This is a genomic window from Xanthomonas bonasiae (genome assembly GCF_017163705.1).
GTDB classification, from domain to species: Bacteria; Pseudomonadota; Gammaproteobacteria; order Xanthomonadales; family Xanthomonadaceae; genus Xanthomonas_A; species Xanthomonas_A bonasiae.
Genome location: NZ_JAFIWB010000022.1, coordinates 79,698 through 98,527, shown reverse-complemented (window position 1 = coordinate 98,527; position 18,830 = coordinate 79,698). Strand labels below are relative to the sequence as shown.

The window sequence follows — 18,830 nt, the reverse complement described above, 5'->3', positions numbered from 1 at the left end:
CCGCTTCTTGTAGGAGCGGCTTCAGCCGCGACACGGAGTCTGTCAGCGACCGGCTTCGGAGCCAGTCGGGACTGAAGCCCCTCCCACAGTGCACCCAGCGGGCACTCGGCGTGCCACTCCTTGTGGGAGCGACTTCAGTCGCGACGCGGGGTCTGTCAGCGACCGGCTTCGGCGCCTGTCGGGACTGAAGTCCCTCTTCCACAGTGCACCCATCCGGTGACGGGCGCAGCGTGGGGTAGGCGAGCCGGATCGTCTGCCGCGGTGCGGCGCTACACTGCGCATTGCCGTCGTGCGCATGTCGGCTCCGCCGCTGCTGGCGCTGCGCCGTCGGCGGCTGGCATCGGCGCGGCCGCCGCGCTTTTCCCCTCCCGCTTCTGCAAGGTTGTCCATGTCTTCTTCCCTTCGCATCGCCATGGCCCAGTTCGATTTTCCGGTCGGCGCCGTGGCCCAGAACACCGATCGCATCATCGCGATGATCGACGAGGCGCGCGACGAGTACGGCGCCGACATCGTGCTGTTCCCGGAGCTGGCGGTCAGCGGCTATCCGCCGGAGGACCTGCTGCTGCGGCCCGGCTTCCTCGCCGATTGCGAACTGGCGGTGCAGCGCATCGCGGTGCGCGTGCACGGCATCGTCGCGGTGGTCGGTTGGCCGCAGAGCGCCGGCAGTGTGGTCTACAACGCGGCCAGCGTACTGCGCGGCGGGCAGATCGAAACCACCTACCGCAAGCGCGAACTGCCCAACTACGCGGTGTTCGACGAGCGCCGCTATTTCGATGTCGATCCGGACGGCGGCAGCTGCGTGTTCGAGGTCAAGGGGACCCAGGTCGGCCTGGTGATCTGCGAGGACCTGTGGTTCCCCGAGCCGCTGGCCGATACCGCGCGCCACGGCGCCGAACTGGTGCTGGTACCCAACGCCTCGCCGTACGAGCGCGGCAAGCATGCGCAGCGCGATGCGCTGCTGGCCGAGCGCACCCGCGAGACCGGCGTGGCGCTGGCCTATCTCAACGTCGTCGGCGGCCAGGATTCGTTGGTGTTCGACGGCGCCTCGGTGGTCGCCGACGGCGACGGCAGCGTGCATCCGGCCGCGGCGGCGTTCACCGACCAATGGCTGGTGGTGGACTACGCGACGCAGACGCGCGCGTTCACCCCATTGCGCTGGATCGACGACGGCGACGAAAGCATGGACGCGCTGGCCTGGCGCGCGGTGGTGCGCGGGCTGCGCGACTACTGCGGCAAGAACCGGTTTTCCAAGGTGTGGCTGGGCCTGTCCGGCGGCATCGATTCGGCGCTGGTGCTGGCGATGGCGGTGGACGCGCTGGGCGCGGACAACGTCACCGCGGTGCGGCTGCCGTCGCGCTACACGGCCGACATGTCCAACGACCTGGCCGACGAGCAGTGCCGCGCGCTGGGGGTGAAGCTGGAGACGGTGGCGATCGAACCGGCGTTCGAGGGTCTGCTGCAGGCGCTCGGTCCGTTGTTCGCGGGCACCCAGCCCGACGTCACCGAAGAGAACCTGCAGTCGCGCAGCCGCGGCGTGATCTTGATGGCGCTGGCCAACAAGTTCGGCGGTCTATTGCTGACCACCGGCAACAAGAGCGAATACGCGGTCGGCTACGCCACCATCTACGGCGACATGTGCGGCGGCTATGCGCCGCTGAAGGACCTGTACAAGACCGAGGTGTTCGGCCTGGCGAAATGGCGCAACACGGTCGGCGGCGCGCCGGTGATCCCGCCGGCGGTGATCGCGCGGCCGCCGTCGGCGGAACTGCGCGCCAACCAGACCGACCAGGATTCGCTGCCGCCGTACGACGTGCTCGACGGCATCCTGTATCGCTATGTCGACCAGGAGGAATCGCGCGACGAGATCGTCGCCGCCGGTTACGCCGCCGAGGTGGTCGATCACGTGGTGCGGCTGGTGCGGATCACCGAATGGAAGCGGCACCAGGCCGCGCCGGGACCGAAGGTGTCGCGCCGCGCGTTCGGCCGCGAGCGGCGCTATCCGATCACCAATGGGTATCAGGGCTAGCCAGGGCGGCGCGGCGGCCACGCGGCATCTCGTGGCGGGGGCGGATCGGCTGCGGTGGGGGTCGGTCGCGGCTGAAGCCGCTCCTACAGGGGCGGTAGGGAGGCGGCCAGTCAACGCGTCTGCCTCGGTAGTGCGTGCAGGGCGGCGCGCTACCGGTTCGCGCGAATGCGCTTCCAATCCCGATTCCCGATTCCCCAATCCCGGCTCTTCACACCGCCTGTAGCAACCGCAACCCGAACGCATCTTCCTGCGCGTTCCAGCCGTGGCTGACGCGCAGGCCGGCGGCCGCGGCCATTTCGCCGAAGCTCTGGTCGCTGTACTTGTGGCTGTATTCGACCTGCATCGCTTCGCCGGCGGCGAAGTCGAAGCGGTGTCCGGCCACGTGCACCTGTTGCGCGCGCTGGCTGACCAGGAAGGTTTCGATGCGCTGGCGCTCGCGCGCATACACCGCGCGGTGGCGGAACTGCACCAAGTCGAAGTCGCTGCCGATCTCGCGGTTGAGGCGGCGCAGCAGGTTCAAGGTGAACTCGGCGGTGACCCCGGCGGCGTCGTTGTAGGCCGCTTCCAGCACCGCAGGATCCTTGTCCAGGTCGATGCCGATCAGCGCGCAGCCGTCGTGGCGCATGGTCTCGCGCATCGAGCGCAGCAGTTGGATGCCGTCTTCGCGGGTGAAGTTGCCCAGCGTGGAGCCGGGGAAGAACACCAGGGTGCGGCGCGCGCTGCGCTGCGGCGCCGGCAGGTCCACCGGCGCGGTGAAGTCGGCGCAGACCGGCAGCATCTGGATACGCGGGAAGCGCTCGGCCAGGCGCGCGGTGCTGGACATCAGCATGTCGCGCGAGATCTCGATCGGGGTGTAGGCCACCGGTTCGCGCAGGCCTTCCAGCAACAGCTCGGTCTTGCGCCCGCTGCCGCTGCCCAGTTCCACCACGTGCGCACCGAGGCCCACCGCCTGCGCGATCGACGGCATCCGCGCTTCCAGCAGGGCCAGTTCGGTACGCGTCAGGTAGTACTCGGGCTGGCGGGTGATCGCTTCGAACAGGCGCGAGCCTTCGGCGTCGTAGAAATACTTGGACGGCAGCTGCTTGGGGCTGCGCGACAGCCCGGCGATCGCGTCGGCGGCGATGTCGTCGGGCTGCGGATGCAGGTCGGTGAGCGCGGCTTCGGTCAGGGCGCGGGCGGTCGCAGCGTTCATGCGGGATCCTTGGCCAGGCGTACGCCGGCAAATTGCCAGCGCGCATCGGAGGGAAAGAAGTTGCGGTAGCTGGCGCGGATGTGGTCGTGCGGCGTGGCGCAGCTGCCGCCGCGCAACACCCACTGCGCGTTCATGAATTTGCCGTTGTATTCGCCCAGCGCGCCCGACCACGGGCGGAAGCCGGGGTAGGCCAGGTAGGCGCTGCCGGTCCATTCCCAGACATCGCCGAACAACTGCTGCAGGCCGGCCTCGCCCTGCGCGGCGGACTGCGGGTGCAGCGCATCGGCATCGACGAAATTGCCTTCGATGGCCACGCCGGTGGCGGCCTGTTCCCATTCGGCTTCGGTCGGCAGCCGGGCGCCGGCCCAGCGCGCGTAGGCGTCGGCTTCGAACAGGCTGATGTGGCAGACCGGCGCATGCGGATCGCGCTCGCGCCAGCCGCCCAGGGTGAACTCGCGCACGCCGTCGGCATGCCAGTACAGCGGCCGCTGCCAATCCTCGGCATTGCGCCGTGCCCAGCCATCGCTGAGCCACAGGGCGACGTTGCGGTAGCCGCCGTCGGCGATGAATTGCGCGTACTCGGCGTTGCTCACCGGACGGCTGGCCAGCGCATGCGCCGGCACCAGCACGCGGTGCCGCGGCGACTCGTTGTCGTAGGCGAAGGCCGCGTGCGCCGGCCAGCCGGGCGCGCCGATCTCGCACAGCTGTTCGTCGCGCTGGATCCAGCGCAGGGTTCGGGCCGGGGCCTGCGCCACGGCCAGATCGTCGCGATAGGCCGGGGCCAGCGGATTGCTCCAGAACGCGTGCTTGATGTCGGTCAGCAGCAGCTCCTGGTGCTGCTGCTCGTGGTGCAGGCCCAGTTCCAGCACCTGCAGCGTCTGCGCCGACAGGTCGCCGGCCTGCAGCCGCGCCAGCACCCGCGCCTCGACCTCGGCGCGGTAGTCGCGTACCTGCGCCATGGACGGGCGCGACAGCACGCCGCGGCGCGGCCGCGCATGCATCGGGCCGACGCTCTGGTAGTAGCTGTTGAACAGGTAATCCCACTGCGGATCGATCGCGCGGTAGCCCGTGTCGGCGGCCAGCACGAAGCGTTCGAAGAACCAGGTGGTATGCGCGAGATGCCATTTCGCCGGACTGGCGTCGTCCATGCTCTGCACCATCGCGTCTTCCTCGCTCAGCGGCGCGGCGAGCAGGTGGGTGCGCTGGCGCACGCTGCGGAAACGCGCCGCCAGCGGGACGCTGGACGCTGCGGGCGAGGGGGATGCCGCCGGGGAGGTCGCTTGCATCGGGCAAGCTTAGGGGAAGACCGTGAATATGCCGTCATGCGTGGTGGAACGTCGCGTTACGCTAGAGCCTGTTCATGCGATGGGGCCTCCCCTCTCCCGATCGCGCCAACAGGCCCGACCGCACATGTCTACGCCAGACCATTCCCACGCATTCATGTCCGCATCCGCGGCCGGCGCCGCCGCGCCGCCCGGCTTGCTCGACCTCGCCGAGGCGGCGCACGCCTTCGTCCTCCCCGAGGGAGTGCGCTATCTGGATACCGCCAGCAAGGGCCCACGGCTGGCCGGCGTGCTTGCCGCCGGACAGGCGGCGCTGGCCGATTCGATCGCACCGTGGACGCTGTCCTTCGACGCGTGGCGCGCGCAGATCGAAACCCTGCGCGGCCTGGCTGCCGCCACGCTGTTCGAAGGCGACGTCGACGGCGTGGCGATGCTGCCCTCGGCCGCCTACGGCCTGGCCACCGCGGCGCGGCAATTGCCGCTGGCGGCCGGCGAGGCGGTGCTGCTGCTAGATGGCCAGTTCCCGTCCAATCTGTTGCTGTGGCAGCAGCGCTGCGCCGAGACCGGGGCGCACCTGGCGGTGGTGCGGCGCGGGCCCCAGCAGGACTGGACCGAAGCGGTGCTGGCGGCCCTGGACGCGGAGCCGCGGGTGCGGATCGCGACCCTGCCCAATGCCTACTGGCGCGATGGCGCGCTGCTGGACCTGGACCGCATCGCCGCGCGCGTGCATGCGGCGGGCGCGGCGCTGGTGCTGGACCTGAGCCAGAGCCTGGGCGTGCTGCCGGCGCGGCTGGCGGCATGGCGGCCGGACTTCGTGGTCGCGGTCGGGCACAAGTGGCTGCTCGGGCCGATGGGATTGGCCTGGTTGTGGGCGGCGCCGCACTGGCGCGCGCACGGCGTGCCGATCGAACACCATTGGCAGGCCCGCGATCCTGGCGCCGACTGGAATTTCCCGGTCGAGGCGCCGCCGCCGTTCCGCGCCGGCGCGCGCCGCTTCGATGCCGGCGGCGTGACCGAACCGCTGCGGCTGGCGATGGCCACCGCGGCGTTGCAGCAGGTGCAGCATTGGCAGCCGGCGCGGATCGCGGCGCGGCTGGGCGCACTCGGCGCGGCGTTCGAGGATGAGCTGCAGGCGCAGGGGGCCGGCGATTGGACCGTGCCCGGGCATGCGCCGCACCTTGGCGCGCTGCGTCCGCCTGCAGCGGCGATGCAGGCTTTGCTGCCGTGGCTGCAGCGCGCGCAGGTGATCTGCACGCATCGGCACGGTGCGTTGCGCATCGCGCCGTACCTGCAGCTGACGCCGGAGGCGATGCGTGGGCTGGCGCGGGAGATGGTCGCCGCGGCGCGCGGGTGAGCGGTGGTTTGATCGTTTCTGGGAGAACTTGCTGCCACCCTGCCGGGTGCACTGTAGGAGGGGATTCAGCCCCGACAGCTAGCGGACTCTAGATGTCTTCCGCTTCGTTCGTCGCGACTGAAGTCGCTCCCACAGTGGGCTTGCAGTGAGCTTGCCGGGGTTCAAGTAGAGGAGTGTCAGCCCCGACTTTTACCGAGGCTTGGAAGGTTTCCGCTTCGTCTGTCGCGGCTGAAGCAGCTCCTACATGGGGTTTGCGGGCGAGCCTGCTGAGTGCACTGTGAGAGGGATTTCGGCCCCGAGTTTGGCCGGAGCCCGAAGGCTTGCCGCTTCGTTCGTCGCGGCTGAAGCCGCTCCTACAGGAACCTGTGGCTGCACTGTGGGAGGGACGTCAGTCCCGACGGGTACCGAAGCCGATCGCTGGCCGGTGCCACGCTGCGATCGATGGGCCGAGCGCACGATCGCGTGCCCTGTCGCGCCGATGAGCGGCGCCTGGACGCGCAGGCCTCAGCGGCGCGCCGCTAGGCGCAGGCCGCGCGGGGTCAGCCAGCGCTCCAGGCCCTCGAACACCCCCTGCACCAGCAGCGCCAGCACCGCCGCCGGCACCGCCCCTTCCAGGATCAGGCCGATATCGTCGAGCCGGATGCCGGTGAGGATCGGCTGGCCGTAGCCGCCGGCGCCGATCAGCGCGCCCAGCGTGGCGGTGCCGACGTTGATCACCGCCGCGGTCTTGATTCCGGCCAGGATGGTGCGCAAGGCCAGCGGCAGTTCGATCCGCCACAGCCGCGTGCCCGGCGGCAGGCCGATCGCCGCGGCGGTCTCGCGCAGTTCGCGGGCGATGCCGGTCAGGCCGGCATGGGTGTTGCGCACGATCGGCAGCAGGCTGTACAGGAACAGCGCGGCGATCGCCGGCTTGGCGCCGATGCCGAACAGCGGAATCATGAACACGAACACCGCCAGCGACGGCAGCGTCTGCAGCACCCCGGTCAACGACAGCACGACCTGGCCGAGCCGCGGCCGATAGGCGGCGAGAATGCCCAGCGGCAGCGCCGCCAGCAGCGCGAGGCCCAGCGACAGGCCGACCAGCGCCAGGTGTTCGCGCGTGCGTTGCAGCAGGCGCGTCAGCCTGGTGTCCTGTGCGGGGGCGGCGATGCCCAGCCAGTCTGCGGCGATCGCGCTTTCGGCGCGCTTGTCCAGCTTCGCCTCGGCATTGAGCCGCTGCATCGTCGCCGCGTCGATGCGTCCGCCCAGGCCCTGCAGCGCCTGCACGAACCGCGGCGCGCGCTGCGCCAGGTCGCTGCGATACAGGAACACCGCGGCGTAGCGCGGAAAGTAGCGGCGGTCGTCCTGCAGCACCAGCAGGTCGTGCGCCGGGATCTCGGCGTCGGTGCTGTACAGGTCGGTGATGTCGATCGCGCCGCTGTCCAGCGCGCGGTAGGCCAGGTCGTGGTCCAGCCCGGTCGGGGTCTGTGGCAGCCGGTAGGCCGCGCGCACTCCGGGCCAGCCGTCGGCGCGCGACACGAACTCGTTGCTGAGCCCGAGTTTCAGCGACGGATGCGCGGCCAGGTCGGAGATGCGGGCGATGCCCAGCGCCTGCGCGCGCTGCCGGCGCATGCCGAACGCGTAGGTGTTGTCGAAGCCCAGCGGCGCGCTCATCGCCAGGCCGCGCTGGGCCAGGGCCCGGCGCAACGCGGCATCGTCGGCATCGGGCAACTGCAGCAGTTCCGTGGCCAGGGTACCGGTGTATTCGGCATAGGCGTCGATCGAGCCCTGCTCCAGCGCGCGCCACAGGATGCGGGTACCGCCGAGCTGGCGCCGGTGTTCGACCTCCACCCCGGCCTGGCGTCCGGCGCCGGCGGCGATCTCGCCGAGCACCACCGCCTCGGTGAAGTTCTTCGAGCCGACCACCACTTTCTCCGGCGCTGCTGCGGCGCTGCCGGCGAGCAGGACGAGCGCCGCCGCGAGCAGGAGCAGCGGCAGCGCGCAGCGCCGCACCGACGCCCTCACCGCGCATCCTCCAGCGTGCGCTGCGCGTGCAGGAACTGGCCGACGAACGGCTCCGCGGGCGTATCCAGCAGGTCGCGCACGCTGCCTTCCTGCACGATGCGGCCATTGCGCATCAGCACCAGGGTGTCGCCCAGGTAGGCGGCCTCGGTGACGTCATGGGTCACCAGCACCACGGTCTTGCCGAGCAGCGCGAACAGCTCGCGCATCTGCGTCTGCAGTTCGTGGCGCACGATCGGGTCGAGCGCGCCCAGCGGTTCGTCCAGCAGCAGCACCGGCGGATCCAGCAGCAGCGCGCGGATCAGGCCCACGCGCTGGCGCTGGCCGCCGGACAGTTCGGCCGGATAGCGCGCCAGCAAGGCCTCGGGCAGGCGGCACAGCGCGGCCAGCTCGTGCAGGCGCGCGTCGATCCGCGGCCGCGCCCAGCCCAGGGTCTGCGCCAGCAAGGCGGCGTTGTCGCGCGCGCTCAGGTGCGGGAACAGCCCGCCTTCCTGGATCACGTAGCCGATGCGGCGGCGCTGCGCCAACAGGGTGTCCCGGCGCAGCGGTTCGCCCTGGAAGCGCACCTCGCCGCTGTCGGGCCATTCCAGCCCGAGCAGCATGCGCAGCACGCTGGACTTGCCGGCGCCGCTGGGGCCGATCAGCGCGGTGGTGCCGCCGGGGGCGACGCGCAGATCGACCCGGTCCAGCGCGAGAGCGTCGCCGTAGCGGCGGGTGACCCGATGCAGTTCGAACATGCGCCCAAGCATAGCCGGGCCGCGGCGCTGCACCACAGATCGCGACACTGGTGCCGGCCTGCGCCATCGGCCAGGGCCAAATGTCCAGGGCCACATGTCCAGGGCGCTGCCGCTGGCGGCTGCCCGGACAGCCGCGGTCCTGCGTGGATGCAGGCGGCGCAGCCGGGCGGCGACCGGTGCGCACGGCTGCGTCGGCAATGCCTCGGTCGCCAAACGCAAAAAGGGGCCTTGCGGCCCCTTTGCGTTGCATCCGGCAGCGTGGCTCAGCGGGCCATCTGCGAGTTGGACTGCCCGGTGGAAGCGGACTTCTCGCCGGCGAACGGGTTCAGCTTGCGGATCATCCACGGATACTTCGGCCAGTGGCCGGTCAGCCACGGATGCTGGGGATCGTTGAGTTCCAGCACCCGGCGCGCATCGTCGGCCAGCGGCTTGTTGCCCAGGTGGGTGTAGGCGTCGGCCAGCACCGCCACCGCGTCGTACTGGTAGGCGCTCTGCGGGTAGGTTTCCAGCAGGTAGGTGGCGCGGCCGGCGGCCGACACCCAGGCGTTGCGGCGCAGGTAGTACAGCGCGTTGTCCAGTTCGTGCTGGGCGAACACGTTGCGCAGCGCGATCATGCGCTGGCGCGCGTCGGCGGCGTAGCGGCTGTTCGGATAGCGCTCGGCGACGATGTTGAAGTCGGCGTAGGCCTGCTGCGGCGTGGACAGGTCGCGGCGGCTCGGGTCCAGCGACCACACCCGGCGCAGGAACACCGTGTCGCGGTTGGAGTTGGACAACCCGCGCAGGTAGTACATGTAGGAGATGTTGCGGTGGGTCGGGTAGGTGCGGATGAAGCGGTCGATGCTGGACACCGCGTCGTCGTGCTTGCCGGCCTTGTACTGGGCGTAGGCGGACTCGATCATCGCCTGCTCGGTGTACTGGCCGTAGGGGTACTGCGCGACCAGGCGCTTGAAGCTGCCCTCGGCGCCGGCCCAGTTGCCGCTCTGCATCTGCGTGTGCGCCTTCTGGTACAGCTGTTCCACCGGCATCCCTTCTTCGGGATTCTTGTTCTTCTGGCGGTGGCAACCCGTTGCCACGACGACCATGACCAGCATCAGGGCGATGAAACGGACGTGCGCGGAGAGCGGGACGGAGCGTCGGATCATGGGTTCGGGCAGGACACGTCAGGAATACGAAGGGGCGATGATAGCCTAGTGGCCTGTCCGGCGACTGACTATGGCCGCCGCGACCCTCCCTTTCCGACGTAGCCGTGCCCTTTTCATGCCCAATACCCTCCCGGACACCCCTGAGGACGCCGTCTCCGACGGCCCGCGCCAGGCGCGCGTGCCCGATCACGCCGCCGGCCGCCGCTTCGACGCGGTCCTGGCCGAGCTGTTTCCCGAATTCTCGCGTTCGCGCCTGGCCGAATGGATCAAGTCCGGCGACGCGCTGCTGGACGGCGCCCCGGCGCGGCCGCGCGACGCCCTGCGCGGCGGCGAGATCGCCAGCCTGCATGCGGTGCTGGAGACCCAGACCCATGCGCTGCCGGAGGACATCCCGCTGGAGGTGCTGTACGAGGACGACCAGGTCATCGTGCTGAACAAGCCGGCCGGGCTGGTCGTGCATCCGGGCGCCGGCAACCCCAGCGGCACCCTGGTCAACGCCCTGCTGTACTTCGATCCGTCGCTGGCCTCGCTGCCGCGCGCGGGCATCGTGCACCGCCTGGACAAGGACACCAGCGGCGCCATGGTGGTGGCGCGGACCCTGCCGGCGCACACCTCGCTGGTGGCGCAGCTGTCGGCGCGCGACGTGCACCGCCAGTACCTGGCGGTGGTGGCCGGGCCGCTGGTCTCCGGCGGCACCGCCAATGCGCCGATCGACCGCCACCCGCGCGACCGCCTGCGCATGGCGGTGCGCGAGGACGGCCGCGACGCGGTCACCCATTACCGGCTGCGCGAGCGCTTCCGCGCGCATACCGCGCTGGAATGCCGCCTGGAGACCGGGCGCACCCACCAGATCCGCGTGCACATGGCGCACCTGAAGCACCCGATCATCGGCGATCCGCTGTACGGCGGCCCGCTGAAGCTGCCCAAGGGCGCCACCGAGGAGCTGATCGCCGAATTGCGCGGCTTCAAGCGCCAGGCGCTGCATGCCGAGACGCTGGAGTTCAAGCACCCCACCCATGGCGAGCCGGTGCGCGCCACCGCCGCGGTGCCGGCCGACCTGTTGCGCCTGCTGGCCGCGCTGCGCGTCGATTCGCGGCTGGCCGCCGAGCAGGCGCGGCGCTGAGCATGGCGCCGGCGGGCGAGGGCAGGCCTGGCGCCTTGCATCCATTCCCGGGCGGAGCTGCCCGGGAATGGGCGACACGGCTTGGCGTGCCGGTGCAGGCGGCGCGGACGCGCGGCCGGTGTGCTGGTTTCCGATACGCCCGCGCGGCGGTCGCCGCCGGGAGCGCGACGCTGCGCCCGGTGGCGCCGTTCGCCGGCGCTGCCCTGTCCAGGGCCGCACGCGCATGACCGACTTCGCCCTTGCCGCCGACTGGCCGGCGTCGCCGCGGGTGCGTGCGCTGACCACGCTGCGCACCGGCGCCGGGGCGTCGTCGCCGCCGTTCGACCGGTTCAACCTGGGCAACCGCAGCGCGGCCGACGGCGACGATCCGGCCACGGTGCAGCGCAACCGCGACGAACTCGCCGCGCGCCTGGCGCTGCCGTCGCCGCCGCACTGGCTGCGGCAGGTGCACGGGGTGCAGGTACTGCGCTTCGAGCGGCCGCCTGCCGCGGCCGGCATCGACGCCGAGCCGACCGCGGATGCCGCGGTCACCGCGGTGCCCGGCGTGGTGCTGGCGATCCTGACCGCCGATTGCCTGCCGGTGACCTTCGCCGCCCGCGACGGCAGCGAGGTCGGGGCCGCGCATGCCGGCTGGCAGGGCCTGGCCGCCGGCGTGCTGGAAGCCACCGTCGCCGCCCTGCGCACGCCGCCGGCGCACCTGCAGGCCTGGCTGGGCCCGGCCGCCGGTCCGCAGGTGTACGAGATCGGCGAGAACGTGCGCGATGCCTTCCTCGGCCACGATCCGGCCGCGGCCAGCGCCTTCGTCGCCACCCGCCCCGGACACTGGCGGGTGGACCTGTATGCGCTGGCGCGGCAGCGTCTGGCCGCCGCGGGGATCGACCCGGCGCAGGTGCACGGCGGCGGCCTGTGCACCATCTCCGACGCGCAGCGCTTCTTTTCCTATCGCCGCGACCGCCGCAGCGGGCGCATGGCGACGCTGGCATGGATCGCTCACTGAGCACACCGCTGTTCGCGCAGCTGCTGGGGCCGGCGTTCGCGCGGCTGCCGCCGGCACTGCGCACGCTGCATTCGGTGCCGCAGCGGCAGCGCTACGTCGGCCAGGCCGAGGTACGCCGCGGCCGGCATCCGTTGCTGCCGCTGTGCGCATGGCTGGCGCGCCTGCCGCCGGCCGGCGCCACGCTGCCGATCGAGGTGACCTTCCTCACCGATGCGCAGGGCGAGCGCTGGCAGCGCCGTTTCGGCACGCACGCGATGCCGTCGCGGCTGTGGCTGCAGGACGGTCGGCTGCGCGAGCGCCTGGGCGCGGTCGAATTCGAATTCGCGCTGCGCGTGGACGGGGCCGCGATCGTCTGGAGCGCCGCGCGCGCCTGGGCGTTCGGCGTGTTGCCGCTGCCGCGACGCTGGCTGGCCGGCGTGCATTGCCGCGAATCCGAGCGCGACGGCCGCTATGCGTTTCTGGTCGAGGTGGCGCTGCCGTGGATCGGCCCGTTCATCCGTTACGAGGGCTGGCTTGAGCCGGCCTGAACCCGCGCGCGACGCAGTGTCCGCGGCGGGCGCCGACAGCGCGATCGTGGTGTTCGACGGGGTATGCCTGCTGTGCAGCCGCTGGGTGCGTTTTCTGCTGCGCTTCGATCGCCGCGGCCGCTACCGGTTCGCGTCGATCCAATCGGCCAGCGGCCGCGCCTTGCTCATCCGCAATGGCCTGGATCCGGACGACCCGCTGTCGTTCCTGCTGCTGACGCCGCAACGCGCGTGGACCGATTCGGACGCGGCGATCGGCGTGATCGCCGGCCTCGGCGGCGCATGGCGCGTCGTGGCGGTGTTGCGGCTGTTGCCGCGGCGCTGGCGCGATGCCGGCTATCGGGTGCTGGCGCGCAACCGCTACCGCTGGTTCGGCACTTCCACGCAGTGCTTCCTGCCCGATCCGGAGCAGCGGTCGCGCTTTTTGGAGTGAGCCCGGCGCACGGTGGCCGCGCGCTGCAGTCGCCCGGCGCGCCGCGAACAAGTCGCCGAACGGCGCGCTGACCGCTTGCCTTCGCTTCCAGGGCACGTGGTGCCATGGCTGCGCCGATTCACAGGCCTGCGTTTGCCGCGTTCTTGTGGGAGCGGCGCGCATGCAGTGCGCGGAACCATCACCTCATGGATCTTCTTTTCCTGTTGTTGTTGCTCACGCAGCGGCGCAGGCCGCCTGCGGTGGCCAGCGCCATGGAGACGCCGCCCGGCCCACCACCACTGCAGAGGAGCGCTCCCATGCCCACCGCTACGCCCGTGCCGCTGATCAAGCCGGTCAACCGGCTGTTCGCCAGCCTCGATATCGACACCACGCACTACGTGTTTTCGGCGACGCAATTGCCCAGCACCTACTATATGACCGGAAAAGGGCCATTCATCCGCCTGCGGCCGCTGCACAGGTCGGGATTCGGCATTTTCGAATACCCCGAGCGGATCGTCGCCCTCTATACCGGCGACTGGGACCGGAACCTGACCTTCACCCAGAACTTGAACAGCAACCAGAGCATCCTGCATTGCAGGCTGGGTGACTCTGCGGACGACATCGCCAAAACTCTCGGGGTGTTGCAAAAAAAAGCCACACGCACCACCCAAGAGATCGAGATCCAGAACACCGCGCAGAATCCTCCCCCGATCACCGATCAGGTGGTCTTTGTCAATGACGGTGCGCTAGCCGGCACGATCTGGGGCGAAAGGGCTGGCAACCGCTACGAGCCGATGAAGATCGTCGATGCGCGGCAGGGCAACGCGAAGGCGCATACCGGCCACCCGTTCGCCACGCGCGCAGCGGCGGAACGGTTCTACGCGGACCAGTATCCGGGCGTGCTCGACCAGCTGATGCTGCTGGGGCAGGCGCAACAGTCGTTCGCCATCGATCTGGCGCCGAAGGGGCGGCAAAAGCAGATTCTGGTGCAGAGCGAGTTGCAGTATTTCGCCGAGGACATGTTCGAAAGCCGCGAGCAACAACTCGGCTTCCTGCGCGATCTGTACATGAGTTTCGTCTGAGCCGGACGGCGCGCTGGCGCGCGCCGCGGCATCGGGTGCGAACGGTGTTCGGCGCGGGCCGGTGACGCGCCGTGCGTCCGTGCACCCGGAGCCGATCGCGCAGCGTGCCGGTTCAGCCGGCGCTGCGCAGTTGCGTGACCTTGCCGCCGCCCGGCTGCGCGCGATTGGTTTCGATCCGGAACACCGCCACCGCAGTGGCCAGGCCGCCGGCCTGTTCTTCCATGCTGCGCGCCGCGGCGGTGGCTTCTTCCACCAGCGCGGCGTTGCGCTGGGTCACTTCGTCCAGCTGCATCACCGTGCGGTTGACCTGCTCGATGCCGCTGGATTGTTCGGCGCTGGCGGCGCTGATCTCGCCGATCAGCCCGGTCACGCGCTGCACCGAGCCGACGATCTCGTGCATGGTGGCGCCGGCGCGGTTCACCAGCCCGGAGCCCAGCGTCACCTTCTGCGTGGAGTCTTCGATCAGCTGCTTGATCTCCTTGGCCGCGTCCGCCGAGCGCTGCGCCAGCGAGCGCACTTCCGAGGCGACCACGGCGAAACCGCGGCCCTGCTCGCCGGCGCGCGCGGCCTCGACCGCGGCGTTGAGCGCGAGGATGTTGGTCTGGAACGCGATCCCGTCGATGACGCTGATGATCTCGCCGATGCGCCGCGACGAGGTGCTGATCGCGCTCATCGTGGCGACCACCTCGTCCATCACCTTGCCGCCGGACTGGGCGATCTCGCCGGTGCCGTGCACCAGGCCGTTGGCCTGCTGCGCGTTGTCGGCGTTCTGCTTCACCGCCGAGGTCAGTTCCTCCATCGAGCTGGCGGCTTCCTCCAGGCTGGCCGCCTGCTGCTCGGTGCGGTCGGACAGGTCGGTGTTGCCGGCGGCGATTTCCATCGCCGCGCGGCGGATCGCCTCGACCGCGCCCTGGATGCCGACGATGATCTCGGTCAGCTTGGCCACGGTGCGGTTGGTGTCCTCGCGCAGCCGCGCGAACACGCCCTGCGCGTCGCCGTCGACGCGATGGGTGAGGTCGCCTTCGGCCAGCGCCGCCAGCGCACTGGCCAGCGCCGCCAGGTTGCTCTCCACCGAATCGGAGATGCGGTTGACGCCCTCGGCCAATGACTTGAGCACGCCGTCCATCGACGCGGTATCCAGGCGGCGGCTGAAATCGCCATGCGCGGCGGCGTCGATCACCGCGGTCAGTGCCTGCTCGGCATTGACCTGCGCGGTCACCTCTTCCCACTGCGCGATGGTGCCCAGGCGCACGCCGTCGGCGCCGGTGATCGGGCTGTAGACGAAGTCGATCTGGCGGCCGAAGAACGGCGCGCGCACGCGCTTGGAACCGGTCAGCGCGCGCATGCGGTCGATCGCGGCCTGGCTGTCCGGATAGATGTCGCCGATGCTGCCGCCGACGAACTGCTCGGCGCTGAATTCGGGGCGGAAGCTCTGCACGTCTGGCTCGATCGCGCGCAGCATCTGCAGCAGCTTGCGGTTGGCGAAGTGCACGCGGCCGTCGTCGTCGGCGATGCGGACCATGGTGTCCAGGTCGTCCAGCGCCTGGAGCACGAAGCGGCCGCGGCGTAGTTCGGCCTCGGTCTCGGCCTGGCGTGCGGCCAGCCGCGCCTGCGCCGTCTGTATCGCGCGCAGCAGCGCGGCGTCGGCCGCATCGCTGGCGGGATCGAGGCGTTGCTCGAAGCGGCCTTCGCCCAGCGCCTGCACCGCCTGCAGCGCGCGCTGCGACGGCGCCGCGCGCCGCGTGCCGGCCCAGGACAGCGCCGCCACCAGCAGCGCCGCGGCGGCCAGCGCCGGCGCCAGCCGCGCCAGCGCCGGCCCGTTCGGCCCGAGCTGGCGGCCGAGGTGCAACGCGTACAACGCCATCGCCAACAGGCCCAGCGCATAGGCCAGGGCGAACAGCAAGGCGCGCGGGGGCAGGCGCGAGCCGCCGATTGGGCGAGGGGATGCGGCGTCTGGCAAGGTCATGGCGGCTACCGGCTGGAGAGATCGGCGCAATTCGTGCGCGTCGAAAAATAGATGAATGTGCCTTCCAGTATCGGCCGGCAGGGTCGCTGGCTTGACCGCGGTAAAGACCGCTCGTCGGAAATATCGCGCCTGAATAGGCGAGATAGGTCGCTGAAAACGTTCCATTTTTTTGCCGCAGTGCAATAGGCCGGCGCGGCGATGCCGCTGCCTGCAGCGCACACATACGAACGCGCCACCGGTGGCAGGCAGCGTTCCCGGCACAAAAAAACCGGCCGTCTTGCGACGGCCGGTCGGGTCCAGCGGAAGCGGGCCGGCGTTACTTCGCTGGCGCGGCGTCCGGCAGGGTCCAGGCGATCACGCTGTCGCCGGGCTTGGTTTCCATGCGGTCGTGGCCGCCGATCGCGGCGACGATGTACTGCTTGCCGTTCACCGTATAGCTCAGCGGCGCGGCCTGCGGGCCGGCCGGCACCCGCACTTCCCACAGCAGCTTGCCGGTCTGGGTGTCGTAGCCGCGCAGGAAGTTGTCCAGCGCCGCGCCGATGAAGGTGACGCCGCCGGCGGTGGCCAGCGAGCCGCTGTTGTTCGGCGTGCCCAGTTCGAACTTCATCTTCGACGGGATGCCCATCGGGCCCTGGTCGTAGCCGGTGCCCAGCGGACGCCGCCAGATCACTTGCTGGGTGCGCAGGTCCACGCCGGAGACGTAGCCCCACGGCGGGGCGATGCACGGCGTGTTCAGCGGCGACATCCACGGTTCCTTGCGCGCGCCGTAGGCCAGGCCTTCCTGCGCCATGTAGCCCGGCGTCTTGCTCTTGCCGTTGAATACCGACACCACGCCGAGCTCGTGCATCTTCTCCCGGGTGTAGACGTTCTCGGTGTACGGCAGGCGATTGCTGTTCATCACCATGATGCCGCGCTGCAGGTCCACCGATACGCCGCCCCAGTTGATGCCGCCGTGGTTGCCGGTGAACGACAGCGAGCCGCCCAGGCTGGGTGGAGTGAACATGCCCTGGTAGCGCAGCTGCTTGAACTGGATGCGGCAGGCCAGCTGGTCGAACGGGGTGATGCCCCAGGCGTCGGATTCGACGATGGTCTCGTACCCCTTGCTCGGCGCACCGACGGTGTTGGGCATGCCCGGCGACACCGGCTGGGTCTTGGCGGTCCAGTCGCCGTGGTCGGTGCCCTGCGGCACCGGGAGTTGCTGCACCGGCATGATCGGCTTGCCGGTCTCGCGGTCGAGCACGAACACCTGGCCGGACTTGGTGGCCTGGATCACCGCCGGACGGGTGCCGCCGCCGGGGACCGGGAAATCGACCAGGTTCGGCTGCGGGCCGATGTCGTAGTCCCACAGGTCGTGGTTGACGGTGCGGAAGTGCCAGCGCTCCTTGCCGGTGGCCGCATCCACCGCGACCAGCGAGGCGGTGTATTCCTCTTCCTGCGGGGTGCGGCCCTTGCCGAAGAAGTCGCCGGAGGCGTTGCCGGTGGGCAGGTAGACCAGGCCCAGTTCGTCGTCGGCGGCCATCAGCGACCACACGTTCGGGGTCGAACGGGTATAGGTCTGGCCGGCCGGCGGCGCGGCGTCGATCGCCGGGTTGCCCAGATCCCAGGCCCAGCGCAGCTGGCCGCTGATCGCGTCGAAGGCGCGCACCACGCCGGACGGCGCATCGCGTTCCTGGCCGTCGCGGACCTGGCCGGTGGGCTGGATCACCACGCCGCGCATCACCACCGGCGGCGAGGTCGGGCCGACGAAGCCGGGCTTGGTGTTGCCGGTGTCCTTGTTCAGGTCCACGTAGCCGTGGTCGCCGAAGCTCTCGCACAGCTTGCCGGTGGCGGCGTCGAGCGCGCCCAGGCGGCCATCGACCATCGGCCAGAAGATGCGCTTGGCGCATTCGGCGACCGGGGTGGTGGCCTCGAAGTAGGACACGCCGCGGCAGGTGGTGGCGGCGACGCCGGCCATCGCCTTGGGGTTGGTCTTGGGATCGAAGCGCCAGCGTTCCTTGCCGGTGGTGGCCTCGACCGCGATCACCTTCTGCGTGGGCGTGCAGATGTAGACCAGGTCGCCGACCTTCAGCGGTGTGTTCTGGAACGCATAACCGAGCTTGGAGCCGGCGGGCTTGAGGTCGCCGGTATGGAATTCCCAGGCGATCTTCAGGTCCTTGACGTTGTCAGGCGTGATCTGCGCGCCGGGACTGTAGTGGTTGGACAGGTTGGAGCCGGCGTAGGCGGTCCAGTTGCTGGCGTCGTGGTTGGCGGCGACGTTGCCGTCGGGGCTGTTCACCGTGGCGCGGCTGAACGCGTCCTGCGGGCGCTGCGCGGCCAGCGCCGGATCGGCCAGCTCGACGGTGCGCGGGAAGAACAGCGGCACGAACACCAGCAGCGCGCCGAGGACCGGCAGCACGCCGGTGACCAGCGCGTAACCCAGCCCGGACACCGGCGCCAGGCGCCAGCGCGCCACCTTCCAGAACGGCAACAGCAGCAGGCCGAGCACCGAGATCATCGCCAGGCGCGGGATCAGCGCCCAGCCGTCCAGGCCGACTTCGGCCAGCGCCCAGGCGATGGTCGCGGCCAGGGTCAGGCCGAACAGCCACAGTCCGGCGCGGCGCCCGAGCGCCAGCAGCACGCCGGACACGGCCAGGGCCAGGCCGGCCAGCAGGTAGTACCAGGAGCCGCCGGCGGCGACGAGTTGGCCGCCCATCGCGGCCAGGGCGGCGCCGATCAGGGCGATGACCACGGCATAGGCGACGAACAGCCAGCTGCCGGGTCCGTGTTGCGGAGAGTGAGGGGTCATGGAGAGGGTCTGCAGAAGATCCGGCGGCGCCGTGCTGGCGCAGGAAGATCGTGGAGGGGATCGAGCGCTGGTTCGGCTGCATCGGCGGCGACCTGGCGCTCAACGAGCACGTCGCGCGCCCCTCCCAGGGTTTCGATACGCGGCGTATGGGCGGCGATTTTAAAGGAATCCGCGTGCGCGGTCCGTGACCGTGCAGAAACCTGCGT

At 70.5% G+C, this 18,830-nt stretch carries 15 protein-coding genes; 8 read left to right on the top strand and 7 right to left on the bottom strand.

The features are described 5' to 3' along the window. Positions 1-388: 388 nt before the first annotated feature. Positions 389-2,026 carry an NAD+ synthase gene (locus tag JR064_RS17005; protein ID WP_206230524.1) on the top strand — a complete coding sequence of 546 codons (1,638 nt, stop codon included), beginning with the start codon at positions 389-391 and terminating at the stop codon, positions 2,024-2,026. A 208-nt stretch (positions 2,027-2,234) separates the two neighbouring features. Here the strand turns inward: JR064_RS17005 and egtD are convergent, their stop codons facing one another. Beyond that, positions 2,235-3,218, bottom strand: a complete 984-nt coding sequence (gene egtD / locus JR064_RS17000; protein WP_206230523.1) for an L-histidine N(alpha)-methyltransferase — start codon at positions 3,216-3,218, stop codon at positions 2,235-2,237. Further along, positions 3,215-4,504, bottom strand: coding sequence for an ergothioneine biosynthesis protein EgtB (egtB, locus tag JR064_RS16995; RefSeq protein WP_206230522.1), 1,290 nt, complete (start codon positions 4,502-4,504; stop codon positions 3,215-3,217). Before egtB ends, egtD begins: the two co-directional genes overlap by 4 nt. A 154-nt stretch (positions 4,505-4,658) precedes the next feature. Here egtB and JR064_RS16990 point away from each other — a divergent pair, with 154 nt between their 5' ends. Continuing rightward, positions 4,659-5,855, top strand: a complete 1,197-nt coding sequence (locus JR064_RS16990) for an aminotransferase class V-fold PLP-dependent enzyme (protein ID WP_206230521.1) — start codon at positions 4,659-4,661, stop codon at positions 5,853-5,855. Positions 5,856-6,359: 504 nt separating this feature from the next. Here the strand turns inward: JR064_RS16990 and JR064_RS16985 are convergent. From JR064_RS16985 to JR064_RS16975, 3 genes are all read right to left on the bottom strand, one after another. After that, a complete protein-coding gene (locus JR064_RS16985) occupies positions 6,360-7,826 on the bottom strand; it encodes an ABC transporter permease/substrate-binding protein (RefSeq protein WP_425510308.1) in 1,467 nt (488 codons plus the stop codon). Between the two features lie 29 nt (positions 7,827-7,855). Further along, the gene (locus tag JR064_RS16980) at positions 7,856-8,593 is read right to left on the bottom strand and encodes an ATP-binding cassette domain-containing protein (RefSeq protein WP_206230520.1); all 738 of its coding nucleotides are present in this window, start codon (positions 8,591-8,593) and stop codon (positions 7,856-7,858) included. A 263-nt stretch (positions 8,594-8,856) separates the two neighbouring features. Further along, on the bottom strand, positions 8,857-9,735 hold the full coding sequence (locus JR064_RS16975; RefSeq protein ID WP_179566635.1) for an outer membrane protein assembly factor BamD: 879 nt from the start codon (positions 9,733-9,735) through the stop codon (positions 8,857-8,859). Positions 9,736-9,850: 115 nt separating this feature from the next. Between JR064_RS16975 and rluD the strand changes: the two genes are divergently transcribed. The 5 genes from rluD to JR064_RS16950 all read left to right on the top strand — a co-directional run bounded on the left by rluD (position 9,851) and on the right by JR064_RS16950 (position 13,873). Continuing rightward, positions 9,851-10,858: a 23S rRNA pseudouridine(1911/1915/1917) synthase RluD gene (gene rluD, locus JR064_RS16970; RefSeq protein ID WP_191824378.1), complete on the top strand. Its 1,008-nt coding sequence runs from the start codon at positions 9,851-9,853 to the stop codon at positions 10,856-10,858. A 223-nt stretch (positions 10,859-11,081) separates the two neighbouring features. Then, positions 11,082-11,855, top strand: a complete 774-nt coding sequence (gene pgeF / locus JR064_RS16965; protein WP_206230519.1) for a peptidoglycan editing factor PgeF — start codon at positions 11,082-11,084, stop codon at positions 11,853-11,855. Further along, complete coding sequence (locus tag JR064_RS16960) at positions 11,840-12,382, top strand: DUF4166 domain-containing protein (RefSeq protein ID WP_206230518.1); 543 nt, start codon at positions 11,840-11,842, stop codon at positions 12,380-12,382. The genes pgeF and JR064_RS16960 overlap by 16 nt, the downstream gene beginning before the upstream one ends. Beyond that, positions 12,306-12,812 (top strand): thiol-disulfide oxidoreductase DCC family protein, encoded by a 507-nt coding sequence (locus JR064_RS16955; RefSeq protein WP_206230517.1) that lies wholly within the window; start codon positions 12,306-12,308, stop codon positions 12,810-12,812. Before JR064_RS16960 ends, JR064_RS16955 begins: the two co-directional genes overlap by 77 nt. 185 nt (positions 12,813-12,997) lie before the next feature. Continuing rightward, the gene (locus JR064_RS16950; protein ID WP_241093132.1) at positions 12,998-13,873 is read left to right on the top strand and encodes a hypothetical protein; all 876 of its coding nucleotides are present in this window, start codon (positions 12,998-13,000) and stop codon (positions 13,871-13,873) included. A gap of 112 nt (positions 13,874-13,985) precedes the next feature. On the opposite strand, the gene JR064_RS16945 is transcribed toward JR064_RS16950, so the two are convergent. After that, positions 13,986-15,839, bottom strand: coding sequence for a methyl-accepting chemotaxis protein (locus tag JR064_RS16945; RefSeq protein ID WP_206230516.1), 1,854 nt, complete (start codon positions 15,837-15,839; stop codon positions 13,986-13,988). Positions 15,840-16,155: 316 nt separating this feature from the next. Further along, positions 16,156-18,585 (bottom strand): membrane-bound PQQ-dependent dehydrogenase, glucose/quinate/shikimate family, encoded by a 2,430-nt coding sequence (locus JR064_RS16940; protein WP_206230529.1) that lies wholly within the window; start codon positions 18,583-18,585, stop codon positions 16,156-16,158. 89 nt (positions 18,586-18,674) lie between these two features. Between JR064_RS16940 and JR064_RS16935 the strand changes: the two genes are divergently transcribed. Beyond that, positions 18,675-18,812, top strand: a complete 138-nt coding sequence (locus JR064_RS16935; protein ID WP_179566627.1) for a hypothetical protein — start codon at positions 18,675-18,677, stop codon at positions 18,810-18,812. The last annotated feature ends 18 nt before the right edge of the window (positions 18,813-18,830 follow it).